The following is a 12,892-nucleotide window of genomic DNA, read 5'->3' as shown; positions in this document are numbered from 1 at the left end:
CCGCATGGGCGAGTTGCGTGTGGTGGTGGACGACCTGTCAGGTGCGGAGGTGGCGCGGTTCCTGGAGGAGCACGTCGAGCAACTGCGGGCCGTGACACCGCCGGGGAGTTCGCACGCGTTGGATCTTGAGGGGTTGCGGAAGCCCGAGGTGACGTTCTGGGCGGTCCGCGACGGGGACGTGCTCGCCGGGTGCGGTGCGCTCAAGGAGTTGGCGCCGGGGCATGGGGAGGTCAAGTCGATGCGGACGGCGGGGGAGTACCGCAAGCGCGGGGTGGCGTCGTTGGTGTTGCGGCACATCGTCGGGGTCGCGACCGAGCGCGGGTACGAGCGGCTGAGCCTGGAGACGGGGTCGTTCGAGTTCTTCGCCCCGGCGCGGGCCCTCTACGCGAAGTACGGGTTCACCTTCTGCGGCCCTTTCCCGCCCTACGTGGAAGACCCCAACAGCGTGTTCATGACCAAAGCGCTGGCCTGAGCGACGAACACGAACTCCTTGCCCGGCCGGTCCGGCGCCTCACGGACGTCGAGCACGCGGTACCCGTGCGCGGCGAGATCCCGCGAGATCTCGTCCAGGTCACGGAAGCGCAGGGTTGTGCTCGAGGAGATCACCGCGCCGTCCGGGAACCGATAGGTCGAGCGGAAGGACACCAGCGGCAGCCGCACCTCGGTGACCTCCCGCCGCTGCGAGACCGCCCCGATCCCCGGCACGTCCAGCACCACCTGGCCGTCCCACTCCTCCCACGCCCGCCGCTGCGGCCGCCGGGTCTCGAACACCAGGTACCCGCCCGGCCGCGTCGCCGCCCGACAGCCCGCAAGCACCTCAGTCCACTCCGCGTCTGTCAGGAACACCTGCGCGACGTTGCCCGTCATCACGACCAGGTCAACGTCCAAGCCCGCCGCCGAGCCGACGTCCCCGTGCACCCACCGCACCCGTTCTTCCCTGCCGCGCGCCACCGCCAGCGACGCCTCCGCAGGGTCGACCCCGATCACGTCGATCCCGCGTTCCGCGAGCCGAACGCCCAGGTTGCCGGTGCCGCAGCCCAGGTCGAGCACCCGCCGCGCGTCGAGTTCGGCGACGAGGGCCACGTACGCGTCGAGGTCGTCGCGCGGGGCGTCGAAGGTGTCGTAGACGGCCACCAGGCGCGGGTCGGCGAAGACCGAGTCGGGCGTCAGGGGGCCACGACCTTGTGCAGTGCGCGCAGGCACGAGTCGAGGGCCTGGTGGCGGGACGCGACCCCGGTCCGGGACTGCTGCCAGGCGGCGTAGAGCAGGGCCCAGAGGATGTCGCGGATCCAGGGGCCGGTCAGGGTGGAGTCGATGCTGCCGTCGCGGTGGCCCCGGGTGATGAGGTCGAGGACGGACTGGCTGTCGGGGTCGCAGTCCCAGGTGACGTCGCCGTCGGGGGCGGAGTAGTTGAACACCAGCATCAGCACGTTGCCGAGTTCGAAGTACTCCTGGCAGAGCCGGTCCAGCCCGTCCGCGCCGGTCCCCTCGGTGAGCCGCGCCCGCCGGGTCGCCTGGACCACGTGCTCCCAGCCCATCTGCTGCAGCGCGGTGGTCAGGTCGGCGCGCTCTGGGAAGTACCGGTGCACGGTGGTGCGCCCGACCCCGGCCGCGGCGGCGATGTCGCCCAGGCTCGCGGCCGGATCGGCGGTGAGCACGGTGACCGCGGCGTCGAGGATCGCGCGGCGGGTGCGGGCCTTGGTCCCGGTGTCGGCTGCGGTGCGGAGATCCACCGGCCCAGCCTAGGTCGCCGCGGCCCACAGCGGTATTCCACTTGACCGCTGTGGAACATCGATGTTCCACTATCGAGCATGAGCGTTCCGAAAAGTGGGCGGCTTCGCGTCCTCTGGTCCTTCGCCCGTCCCCACCGCGCCCGACTCGCTCTCGGGCTGGTGCTCGCCCTCGCCGGGTCCGGCGTCGGCCTGGCCACCCCGCTGGCCACCAAGTGGGTCCTCGACTCCCTGGGCGCCGACGGCGGCCTGCGCGGCCCCATCGTGCTGATGGCCGTGCTGCTCGTGGTCGGCGCCGTGATGTGGACCTGGCAGTCGGTCGTGCTGGGCACCCTCGGCGAACGCATCGTCCTCGCCGCCCGCCAGGGCATGGTCGACCGGTTCTTCCGCGCCACCGTCCCCGCCATCAGCACCCGCGCGCCCGGCGAGCTCGTCACCCGGGTCACCTCCGACACCCTCCTGCTGCGCGACGCGGCCGCCGCCAGCGTCATCGGCCTGATCAACGGCGTGGTCATGCTGGTCGGCACGCTCGTGCTGATGGCGGCACTGGACCTGGTCCTATTCCTGACCACGGTCGCCTCCGTGATCGCCATCGCCATCCTGTTCGGACTGCTCATGCCCGCGATCGCCGTCGCCAAGGAGAAGGCGCAGGCCCACGTCGGCGCGCTCGGTGGGACCCTCGAAGGCGCGCTGCGAGCAGTGCGCACAGTCAAGGCCAGCCGCGCCGAGCAGCGGCAGACCGCCACGATCATCACCGACGCACGCGGCGCGGCCGAGCAGGGTATCCGCGCGATCCGGCGGGAGGCGATCGCCTGGGCCATCTCGTGGAGCGGCATCCAGCTCGCGATCATCCTGATCCTCGGGATCGGCGCGTGGCGGGTGTCCGACGGGGACATGGCGGTGTCGACGCTGATCGCGTTCCTGCTCTACTCGTTCGGCCTGATGGGGCCGGTGACCACGCTGAGCCAGAACGTCACCGCGCTGCAGAACGGCATCGCCGCCGCGGGGCGCATCCGGGAGGTCGACGACCTACCGGTCGAGACCTCGGGCGTCAGCACCAACGCCACCGTTCGCACTACCGGGCCGGTGTTGGAACTTCGGGGCATCACCGCCGCCTACGGGCCCGACTCCCCGCCAGCAGTGCGCGGCATCGACTTGGACGTGCCGCGCGTGGGGCATACCGCCATCGTGGGGCCCTCCGGCGCGGGTAAGACCACCTTGTTCTCCCTGATCCTGCGGTTCCTAGAGCCCCAGGAAGGCTCGCTGCTCGTCAACGGTGTTCCTTATCGGGACCTCACCCACGCCGACATCCGAGCCCACCTCGCCTACGTAGAGCAAGAGACACCGGTTGTCCCCGGCACGATCCGCGACAACCTGCTGTTCTCCCACCCCGACGCCACCGACGACCAACTCCAGAGCGCGCTGGCCGCCGTCCGGCTCGACACCCTCGCCGACACGCTGCCCGAGGGCCTGGACACCCCGCTGTCAGGCACGTCTGTCTCGGGCGGTCAACGCCAACGCATCGCCCTTGCCCGCGCAGTGCTGACCGACCCGGACGTCCTGCTGCTGGACGAGGCCACCGCCCAGGTCGACGGCCTGACCGAGGCCGCCCTGCACGACGTCATCCGTGCCCACGCCTTCCACGCCGCCGTGGTCACCATCGCGCACCGGCTCTCCACGGTCGTCGACGCCGACACGATCATCGTCATGGCCGAGGGCCGGATCCGAGCCCGCGGCACCCACGCCGAACTCCTGGCCACCGACTCCCTGTACCGCGACCTGGTCGAGTCCCTCCGCATCCCGGACTCGGTGGCTAAGGTGGGTTCCATGGGCCATTGACCTCGCGCACCGCCGCCGCCTCCTTCGCCTTGTCCACTCACGCGAAGGAGGATCCAGCCGTGCCCATCCCTGTGCCTGACGCCCTTGCCGCGTACTACGCGAAGCAGAGCCCTGAACACCTGCCGTGGCTGCGCGCCCTGCCCACGCTGGCCGACACAATGCTCGAGCGGTGGTCCCTGAAGGTAGACGGCCCCGCGCGCCACGGCATGGTCGCTTTGGTAATCCCCGTTGTCCGTCCTGACAGGACACCCGCCGTCCTGAAGCTCCAGCCCCGCGACGAGGAAAACGACGGCGAGCCACTTGCATTGCGCCACTGGGCAGGCAACGCGGCGGTCCACCTACTCGACCACGACGAACCAACCGGCGCCATGCTCCTAGAGCGCCTCGACGCCTCGCGCCCCCTGAGCGCCCTCCCAGCGTCAGAGGGCATCGCCGTCATCGCAGACCTTCTATCCCACCTACACGTCCCCGCCCCACCAGGGATCCGCACCCTAACCGACATCGCCACCGCAATGCTCGCCGAGCGCCCTCTGTTGAACCGCCTAATCAACCCCACCGAACGCACCCTGGCCATCACCTGCGCCGACGCAACCGCCGCAGCCCTCAGCGAACCCGGCAACCGCCTACTCCACTGGGACCTCCACTACGACAACGTCCTCGCCAGCTCCCGCACCCCCTGGCTAGCCATAGACCCCAAACCCATCTCCGGCCACCCCGCCTTCGACCTAATGCCCGCCCTAGACAACGCCTACCTCACCCCCACCGCCCTACTCCACCGCTTCGACCTCCTCACTGAATCCCTCTCCCTAGACCGCCCTACTGCGGTGGCCTGGACCCTCGCCCGCACTCTCCAAAACACCCTCTGGTCCCTCCACGACGGCGAAACCACCCTCGACCCAATCCAAGCCGCCATCGCCAGCACCTTGCTCGCGCGTTGACCACTACCGTGTCAAAGTTGCCAAACCAGGTGCTGACCAGGGAAGACTCGGTTTTCCCTGGTCAGCACCTGGTTGTGACGGGTGGTGCGAGAACTGCTATGGACGCTACCGCTTGACCCGTGCGCGCACGGCAAGAGCTGCGAGTGCGAGTAGCAGCGGGCCAAGGTAGCGAAGCACCAGGACAGCCCACTCCCCCGCCGTTGTAACCGGCTTGCTCGGCGCCCGGATGAGCGACGTGGCCGACTCAAGCGCGATCAGCAGTCCTTGCCCCCACCGGGAGATGTAAGCAGCACCAGCCGCGGGCAGACCTGCGGGGATACCGCACCAGGCGAAGTAGAACGATGCCAGCAGCACGAGGACGCCGAAGATCGCCAGTGCCCGCCAGGCGCGCAGGCCGTAGCCGGAGACAAGCCAGTACAGGGTCAGCAGCCCGTACTCAACGCGGGCTGAGCGACGTGTCTGGCGCTGTGTCGCTACACGTTCCTTCGCGTCAAGACGCACCTTGAGCGCAGCGCGCCGCATCTCCATCTCGCCGTAGTAGAAGTCGGCGGCGCCAGGCTCGTCCTTGGCGTCTTCACGTGACTTCCGCAGACTGCGGTAGGTCTCGGCGATGCGCTCTGGCGAGGTCGGTGGGTGGGGGTTGCTGAAGTCCGTGTTCTCCCATGGGTGTGGTTGCGTCGGTGCGCCAAACCAGTCGCGTTGCCGACGACCGTGGTGGTGCTTTGCCCGCCACTCATGCTCTTCCGAGATGGTCAGCCGACTCGTCCACAGTCTGTTCGCTGGAGTGCGAGCAAGCAGGTCGGCACCTTCAAGCCGGAGCTTGTCCAGGTTGTGTGCCTCGGTCAGGCAGCAGGCAGCGATCGAGACGTCGGCGATGGTCAACTTGTCGACGTTCGCACCGATCAACGAGACGATGCGTGGCTCGCACGTCATCAAGTCAGGCTTGTCAGCCCAGTGTGGCTGGAAGTCAATGGCGTTGCGTCGCCGTGAGATGGTGCTGGGCTCGCCGAAGGTGGCATGACTGAGGACGGCGTTCGCGCCCGCCAGCCGCAGCCGGACGTCAGCACGCCAGTTCGTCGCTACCGCTGCCAAGTGTCGGGTAGTGATCTCTGCTTCAAGGGGGTCGTTGAAGACAGCACTGCTGAGGTTGACCATCTGGATAGCGGTGAGGTCTGCCCACGCAGATGGCCCAGCCACGTGCCCCTTCGTGAGATCAAACCTGCCCTTAACAGCACAGTGCTCTATCGTCAGTCCATCCTCAAAGCGCCCTGAGGAAAAGTCGAGATTTCCTCCAACTTCCACAAGCTGCAAGTAGACGCTGGCCTCAAACTTGCCGTATGCGAACCTCGCATCCTTTTGCACCTTGGTTCCGTTGAGCACTAGCGGCCCACTGAAGGTCGCGGCATCGAAGCGGGCATCATCGTCAAAGTCAGCACTCTTGAAGAAGGCCCTACCGGCGAACTCAGCGCGACTGAAGTCCGCACCACGCGTAAAGGTGGTCGCACCAAACAGCGCATCGTTCGGGAACGAACTCCCTTGAAACGATGCGCCAGCCGCGAAGGTGGCATCGGCAAAACTGACCATTGAGCCGGTGAACGCAACACCGGACCAGTCGGCATAGTCGGTAAATACCGCACCAGTAGCGTCGAGGCTCTGAAATTCTTCTCGCCCGCGTCTGTCCGTGCCAGCGACGCCCCGGATCTGCTGGAGCAGTTCGTTGTCGATCTGAACGCCACGAAGACAGTCCCAACGGTTACTTGCATTGGCGGCCTGAAGCGCGCGGGCGCGGCCTTCGTTGTCGACATGGCGAAGACACCGATCGCTGTCCCCGATAGCGACCCCACGACAATCAGGGGTTGCCGAGCAGCTCTGCCAGTCCGCAGTGAACTCCTCGTCCGCCTGGGGTGAGGATGCGCCCACGTCGTTGCCAGTCATCGTCTTCTCCGAGAGGCCCTGGCAGGGTTCGGTTCGCTCGTCCCCTGCTCGTACAAGGTGGGTGGCGCTACACGACTGCCGACTTCGACCTGCCGCATCGCCGCCAAGCAGACCGCGATCGACAGCAGCCTGTGCAACCCGGCCATCGGCTCCCGCAGCCCCGCGCTAGCCGAGGACGGCAGCCTGGCCTACTTCACTTACCGCCGCCTCGGCCCGCTTCGAGCTGGACGCCCACGGCCCCACCGGAGACCAGCTCGCCGCACGGCTGTGTCCCAGATCCGCAGTTGGGACAACGACCGCACCCTCCATCCCAAATCCACGCCCGTCCCGCCAACATCCAGACGGTCCCCCTGCCCGCCGGGCATGTCATCACCAAGCGCGACAGCACACTGGCGCTCCTACCGTGGCACCAGCTACCGCTGGGGAGAGGAACGGGGCTGGCCCGGCAGCCGAAGCCTGGCAGAGGAAGGCGTCCACTGCCTGGTGATCAGAGGTCGGACTGATGGCACCTCACGCTGTCGGTGAACGCCGCCCACCTCACCGAAGAAAAGGCCAAGGTGGGGCTGTTCGCGCCGAGCTTGGTGTCTCGGACTCCCACGAGGCCGGGTACGGAGCCGACTTCGACGCAGCCTCCGTTCTGGCCTCCGCTGTAGGTGGACTTGTGCCAGTTGGCCGCGGCGGCGAGGGCGGTTACTGCGTCCTCGTACCTCATGGTGATCACAGATCCTTTATCAGTCGGTGGATGTACTCCGGTGACTCTGTCGGGTTGATCGCCAGGACCCGGAGCCGGGTCAGGGCGTTGCGGTAGGTGGTGATCTGCTCCACCTCCTCGTAGTAGTGGCCCTTGATGCGGTCTTCGACGTACGCACACCCAGCGTAGTTCTCCAGCTCGGGCGGGGCCGAGAGCAGTGTGAACGTGCCTTCGGTTCCAGTGTGCGCGCCTGCCGCCAACGGCAGAACCTGCACCTCGACGTAGGATCTGGTGGTGAGGTCGGCCAGGTGTTCGAGCTGCCCGCGCACGACGTCGGAGCCGCCTACCTGCCAGGACAGCGCCGACTCGGCGATGACCGACCACACCAGGGGCGGATTGTCTCGATCAAGGACTTGGCGCTGGCGAGCCATCCGGAGTTCGACGAGCCGGTCGACCTCGGCCGCGGGCAGCTCGGGGCGCCCGGCCTTGATGGTCGCGTGGGCGTACTCCGGTGTCTGGAAGAGGCCGGGCACCAGGTTGGCGTCCCAGCTCTCGATCTGGATCGCGCTGGACTCCAGGCCAAGGAAGAGGTTCAGGTGGGAGGGGACCGAACCGCTGAAGCCGATCCACCAGTCCTTGCCTCGCTTCGCGCGGACACGCAGGTCTTGGAAGAACTCGGCGCGTTCCGGCACGCCGTAGATCTCCAGCAGCTTGTCCAGCTCCAGCGGCTTGGGCAGGGACTTCATGGTCTCGATGTGCCCGACACCTTGAACGCTGCCCTTGATGGCGGCGGCCGCCTCTTCGCGCGTCAAGTCTGCCTTCTCGCGGAGACGGCGCATCTCCACCGCGAACCACCACTTGAGTGCCGTGGGGCTGCTGCTTGCCGAGGCAACCACCGGGTTCCTCCTGGTTGTTGACGTGTGCAGTTGTCTACTTCACTCGAATGGCGTACCGCAAACTGAGCGTGCTCAGTTATACAGTGCTCACTATGAGGGTGGACACTGTGAGTCTGGAACGTCAGGGTAGCGATGGGCAGGTCGAGCGGTGTTGGAGCGGGTGCTGGCAGGGCTGCACGGCCTGTAGCCGCGGTCTGGCCGGAAATCACGATCATCGCGTCAGCCGGACCGGTGATGATCTCTGACCCATCGGCGCGTACTGCCGAGGCATCGAAAGTCGACTGGAAGAGTGACCGAGTGAACACACTACGAGACAACGACACCACCACCCCGGACGCCGCCGCGCTCAGGACGGCGATGGTGGAGCAGTTGCGGAGCGAGGGGGAACTGCGCACAGATCCCGTTATCCGAGCCTTCGCCACAGTGCCGCGTGAGTTGTTCGCGCCGGAGGCGCCGCTGGAGCAGGTGTATGACCGCGATGATGTGGTGATCACCAAGCGGGACGAGAACGGGCTCGCGGTCAGCTCGGTGTCCGCTCCGCGGATTCAGGCGTCGATGCTGGAGCAGGCCGAGGTCCGGCCCGGGATGCGGGTGCTGGAGATCGGGTCCGGTGGCTACAACGCGGCGCTCATCGCCGAGCTGGTCGGGCCGGACGGCGAGGTCACCACGGTGGACATCGACCAGTTCGTGGTCGACCGCGCGCGGGCCTGCCTCGCTGAGGCCGGCTACGACCGCGTTCGTGTTCTGCTGGTCGACGCTGAGGGGGGCGTGCCTGAGCACGCCCCGTTCGACCGGATCATCGTCACCGCCGGGGCCTGGGACATCCCGCCCGCCTGGATCGACCAGCTCGCTCCCGACGGGGTGCTGGTGGTTCCGCTACGGATGCGCGGGCTCACCCGGTCAGTGGCATTCGTCCGCGAGCAGGGACGCCTGGTCAGCCGGGGCTACGAGCTGTGCGGGTTCGTTCCTATCCAGGGCTCTGGCGCCAACGCCGAACGGCTGGTGCTGCTACACGGGGAGGACGTCGCCCTGCGGCTGGACGGCGACCAGGCCGCCGACGCCGACGCGTTGAGCGCTGCCCTGACCTCCGAGCGCGTCGTGCGGCCGTCTGGGGTCGAGGTGGGCGGGTTCGAGCCGTTCGATGAGCTGGACCTGTACCTGGCCACCGAGCTGGATGGATTCGGGCTGCTGGTGGCCACACCAGCGGCGATCGAGGCCGGGCTAGCCGAACGCTCGGCGCGCATGGGCGCCAAGACCGCGCTCGACGGTGTCAGCTTCGCCTACCGCGCCTCACAGGCCACCACCAAGGAGCGCACCGCCTTCGAGTTTGTCGTCTACGGCCACGGACCTGATGCCGACGCCGTGGCCTTCCGGTACGTCGAGCTGATCCGCGAATGGGACCGCACCCACCGCGGCGGACCTGGCGCCCGCATCGAGGTCCACCCGACCGGCACCCCCGACACCGAGATCGGTGAGGGGCGCTTGATCGACAAGAAGCACACGCGCGTCCTGATCTCCTGGCCGACCTCGTCTTGACGGTCTGGCCAGGTAGTCCCCATCGAAGGATTCACCAGTTCCCGAAGGAGCTCCACCATGCTCAACTCCACGCAGTCGGCGCCCGTCCAGGCGGTCGCGTCAGGTGGTGAGTTCGACCTCGACCTGACCATCGTGTCCTCCGGGCCCGTGGTGCCCGACCTGATGCGCAGCACCGACGACAACTGCGGCGCGACCTGTCAGAGCGCCTGCTCCAACAGCACCTGCTGATCCAAGGCGTCGACCGGTGGTGGCCTGGCGGCAAGGGGCAGCGGACCTCCCGCCAGGCCACCATCCATGTTGAGGGGGTGTTCAAGGTGTTCACCGTCGTGGACGCGGCCATGCTCCGAATGGCGACCCAGCCGGTGACAGCAGGGGAGTGGCCAGACGTGGCAGGCGATGTGCCGCAATGGCGAGGATGGCTTGCGCGAGCCTGGGCCGACGAACAGTTCGCCAACGCCGTGGGCGCAGCAAGCCCGGATCTGGCTCGCCGCGTCGCCGCGGTGTGCGCCGGGAAGGAAGTACGACCTCGGCAAGTCCGTGGCGCGGTGCTGTCGCTACTGCGCTACCGGCTACGGGCCTCCAGCCGGGCTACCCCGTTCGGGCTGTTCGCGGGGGTGGCACCCGTCAGGTTCGGTCCGACCACGCTCGTTCACGTCGGTGATCAGCACCACTTGACCGAGCGGGTTGACGCAGTGTGGTTGTCCAGTCTGGTCAGCGAACTGGAGCGATGCGACGAACTGATCACGCGGCTGCCGGTAGTCCTGAACAACACGGCTGTCGAGCGAGACGGCAGGCTGATCATCAACCTGCGCCAGCACCCGAACCCCGATGCCGCCCGGACCGACCCCGCCGAGGTCACCGTCCGCTACACCCGCGCCATTGCCCTCGTCGTGCGCAACGCGCGCACACCGATCCTCATGTCCGACCTGGTTGATCGACTCTCCAACGAGTTCCCCGATGTGCCGCCAACGACGATCGCCTCGATGGTGGCCACGCTCGTCGAACAGCGAGTGCTGCTCACCGGCCTACGCCCACCCATGACCTCCGTCGACCCAGTCCGACACGTCCTGACTGCTTTGGCCCAAGTGGACGCCGATCAGGTCCCGGCCACGTCCGGCATCGTGGCCCGGCTCCACGAGCGCCCCGCAGTTGTTGCGGACGGCGGAACGGACATGCGAGTCGACGCACAGGTAGTTCTTCCCGAGACGGTCGCCAGAGAAGTCGAGCACGCCGCGAACGTGCTGGCGCGCTTGACGCCCCATCCCTTCGGCGCGCCACGGTGGTTGGACTTCCACGCACGATTCCTGGAGCGGTACGGCATCGGCGCCGCCGTACCGCTGCTGGAACTGGCCGACCCCGATCTAGGCCTTGGCTATCCAGCCGGATACCGGGACTCCCTCCTCGACGTTCCCGCACCGGCAACCAACGATCGGGACGTGGCCCTGCTGAGATTGGCCCAGACAGCGGCCATGAACCGGAGAGTCGAGGTCATCCTCGACGAGTCCGCGATCACCGAGCTGGAGGCTCCCAACTTCGGTCAAGCCCAACTATTCGCCCATGCTGAACTCGCCGTTCGGCTGCACGCGCCCAGCCCTGCCGCGCTTGGCCGCGGTGACTTCAGCCTGGTCGTGACCGGAGCGTTCCGGGCGGCGGGCACCACGGCGGGCCGTTTCCTCGACATGCTCGACGAGTCCGATCGGGACCGCATGGTCCGCGCCTACACCGACTTGCCGTCCGTCAACGCCGATGGGCAGCGCGTTCAAGTGTCTTGCCCACCGCTCTACACCGAGACGGAGAACGTCTCCCGTCATCCGCAGGTTCTGCCCAACCTGATTCCGATCGGGGAGTACCGGCCTGCCTTCGAGAGGGAGTTTGCGCCAGAGGACTTGGTGGTCATCGGGGACGCGCACCGATTCACTCTCTGGTCACGCTCGACAGCACGACCGTTGGAACCGGAAGTGTTCAGCGCTGTCGAGTTCACCAACTTCTCCCACCCGCTACTGCGTCTGGTCTGCGAGCTCACCACCGGCAGAGCCGCAACTTGGGGACCGTTCTCCTGGGGTATCGCCACACAGCTACCGTTCCTGCCTCGCTTGACCTACCGACGCACCGTCTTGGCTCCGGCCCGCTGGACCCTTAATGCCGCAGACCTGCCCGCCAAGTCCGCTCCGTGGGCGGAATGGAACGCGGCGATCGACGCGTGGCGGGAATCGGCGATGGCGCCCGCCATGATCTACCTCGGCGGAAACGACCAGCGCTTGCGCCTGAACCTCGATGAAGCTGCTCACCTGTACCTGTTGCGCGCCCAGCTTGATCGACACGGGCACGCCACCATGCAGGAAGCTCCCCGTGACGACGCATTCGGCTGGATCGGTGAGCACGCCCACGAGATCATCGTGCCGCTCGCCTCCACGAAACCCCGAGCTTGGCCAGCTTTGCCGCCTCGTGCGACTCCCCTCCACGCGACCACGGCGCACGACGGGCATCTACCCGGCGCCGGCGAGTGGTTGTATTGCAAGCTCTACGGCCACCCAGACCGACACTCCGCCGTGCTCGCCAGCTACCTCACCGAACTACTGCCCACACTGGACGAAACGGTGCAGTGGTGGTTCCTGCCCTACCGCGATCCCGACAACCACCTGCGCCTGCGCATCCGGCTCACCGACCCCGCACAATTCGGCCCGGTCGCCGCTGAACTCGGCGCGTGGGCAATGCGACTGCGCCAACGTGGGCTGATCGCGACCATGCAGATGGACACCTACCTCCCGGAGACCGGCCGCTTCGGGCACGGCCCGACCATGGCCGCAGCGGAAGATGTGTTCGCTGCGGACTCAGTCGTCGCGCTCGCCCAACGAACACACCTGACAAGCCCCGGCGCCGTTGACGACCGCGCGCTTGTCACCGCGAGCTTGGTCGACCTCGCAACCGGCTTCACCGGCGACCAGGCTGCGGCTGCGACGTGGTTGATCGAACACATCACCACCGGCTCAGCTTCCGCACACGACCGCCGGGTCTACGACCAAGCGCTTCACCTGTCAGATCCGCGAGCTGAGCAGGCGGCAATCCGGAACTTGCCCGGCGGTGAGCAGATTGCCACCGCGTGGACAGCACGGCGGACCGCGGTAGCGAACTACCGTGCGGCGCTCACCCAAGCAGGAGGCCCCCCGCCGAACGCGGTGCTGGGCTCGCTGCTGCACCTGCACAGCGTCCGCACCCTGGGCATCTCACCAGACGCCGAGCGAACCAGCCACCGCTTGGCCCGCGCCGCCGCATTGAGTCAGACCAGTTACCGGAAGGGCCGCCGATGCGAAACCTCCACGCACTAGC

Annotated in this window: 11 protein-coding genes; 6 read left to right on the top strand and 5 right to left on the bottom strand. The window is 67.5% G+C overall.

Annotated features, from left to right (window positions below; all coding sequences use genetic code 11):
- The first annotated feature begins 4 nt into the window (after positions 1-4).
- Positions 5-472: a GNAT family N-acetyltransferase gene (locus tag LV79_RS15410; RefSeq protein ID WP_253837032.1), complete on the top strand. Its 468-nt coding sequence runs from the start codon at positions 5-7 to the stop codon at positions 470-472.
- On the opposite strand, the gene LV79_RS15405 is transcribed toward LV79_RS15410, so the two are convergent.
- A complete protein-coding gene (locus tag LV79_RS15405) occupies positions 424-1,134 on the bottom strand; it encodes a class I SAM-dependent DNA methyltransferase (protein ID WP_253837030.1) in 711 nt (236 codons plus the stop codon). The genes LV79_RS15410 and LV79_RS15405 overlap by 49 nt on opposite strands.
- 32 nt (positions 1,135-1,166) lie before the next feature.
- On the bottom strand, positions 1,167-1,733 hold the full coding sequence (locus LV79_RS15400; RefSeq protein WP_253837028.1) for a TetR/AcrR family transcriptional regulator: 567 nt from the start codon (positions 1,731-1,733) through the stop codon (positions 1,167-1,169).
- A 78-nt stretch (positions 1,734-1,811) separates the two neighbouring features.
- Here LV79_RS15400 and LV79_RS15395 point away from each other — a divergent pair, with 78 nt between their 5' ends.
- Both LV79_RS15395 and LV79_RS15390 read left to right on the top strand, forming a co-directional pair.
- Entirely contained in the window at positions 1,812-3,569 is a 1,758-nt protein-coding gene (locus tag LV79_RS15395; RefSeq protein ID WP_253837026.1) for an ABC transporter ATP-binding protein, read from the top strand.
- 59 nt (positions 3,570-3,628) lie between these two features.
- A complete protein-coding gene (locus LV79_RS15390; RefSeq protein ID WP_253837024.1) occupies positions 3,629-4,507 on the top strand; it encodes an aminoglycoside phosphotransferase family protein in 879 nt (292 codons plus the stop codon).
- A 105-nt stretch (positions 4,508-4,612) separates the two neighbouring features.
- Here the strand turns inward: LV79_RS15390 and LV79_RS15385 are convergent, their stop codons facing one another.
- The 3 genes from LV79_RS15385 to LV79_RS15375 all read right to left on the bottom strand — a co-directional run bounded on the left by LV79_RS15385 (position 4,613) and on the right by LV79_RS15375 (position 8,029).
- A complete protein-coding gene (locus LV79_RS15385) occupies positions 4,613-6,442 on the bottom strand; it encodes a pentapeptide repeat-containing protein (protein WP_253837022.1) in 1,830 nt (609 codons plus the stop codon).
- Positions 6,443-6,929: 487 nt separating this feature from the next.
- A complete protein-coding gene (locus tag LV79_RS15380) occupies positions 6,930-7,154 on the bottom strand; it encodes a DUF397 domain-containing protein (protein ID WP_253837020.1) in 225 nt (74 codons plus the stop codon).
- 5 nt (positions 7,155-7,159) lie between these two features.
- Entirely contained in the window at positions 7,160-8,029 is an 870-nt protein-coding gene (locus LV79_RS15375) for a helix-turn-helix domain-containing protein (RefSeq protein ID WP_253837012.1), read from the bottom strand.
- A gap of 297 nt (positions 8,030-8,326) precedes the next feature.
- Between LV79_RS15375 and fxlM the strand changes: the two genes are divergently transcribed.
- The 3 genes from fxlM (at position 8,327) to LV79_RS15360 (ending at position 12,891) form a co-directional block, all read left to right on the top strand.
- Positions 8,327-9,565 carry a methyltransferase, FxLD system gene (fxlM, locus tag LV79_RS15370; protein WP_253837010.1) on the top strand — a complete coding sequence of 413 codons (1,239 nt, stop codon included), beginning with the start codon at positions 8,327-8,329 and terminating at the stop codon, positions 9,563-9,565.
- Between the two features lie 57 nt (positions 9,566-9,622).
- On the top strand, positions 9,623-9,793 hold the full coding sequence (locus LV79_RS15365; protein WP_253837008.1) for an FxLD family lanthipeptide: 171 nt from the start codon (positions 9,623-9,625) through the stop codon (positions 9,791-9,793).
- A 77-nt stretch (positions 9,794-9,870) separates the two neighbouring features.
- Entirely contained in the window at positions 9,871-12,891 is a 3,021-nt protein-coding gene (locus LV79_RS15360; RefSeq protein WP_253837006.1) for a lantibiotic dehydratase, read from the top strand.
- Position 12,892 lies beyond the last annotated feature (1 nt).

This window comes from Actinokineospora globicatena, assembly GCF_024171945.1.
Lineage (GTDB): Bacteria > Actinomycetota > Actinomycetes > Mycobacteriales > Pseudonocardiaceae > Actinokineospora > Actinokineospora globicatena.
Note: the sequence above shows the minus strand (reverse complement) of the source record. Positions and strands in the feature narration are given on the sequence as shown.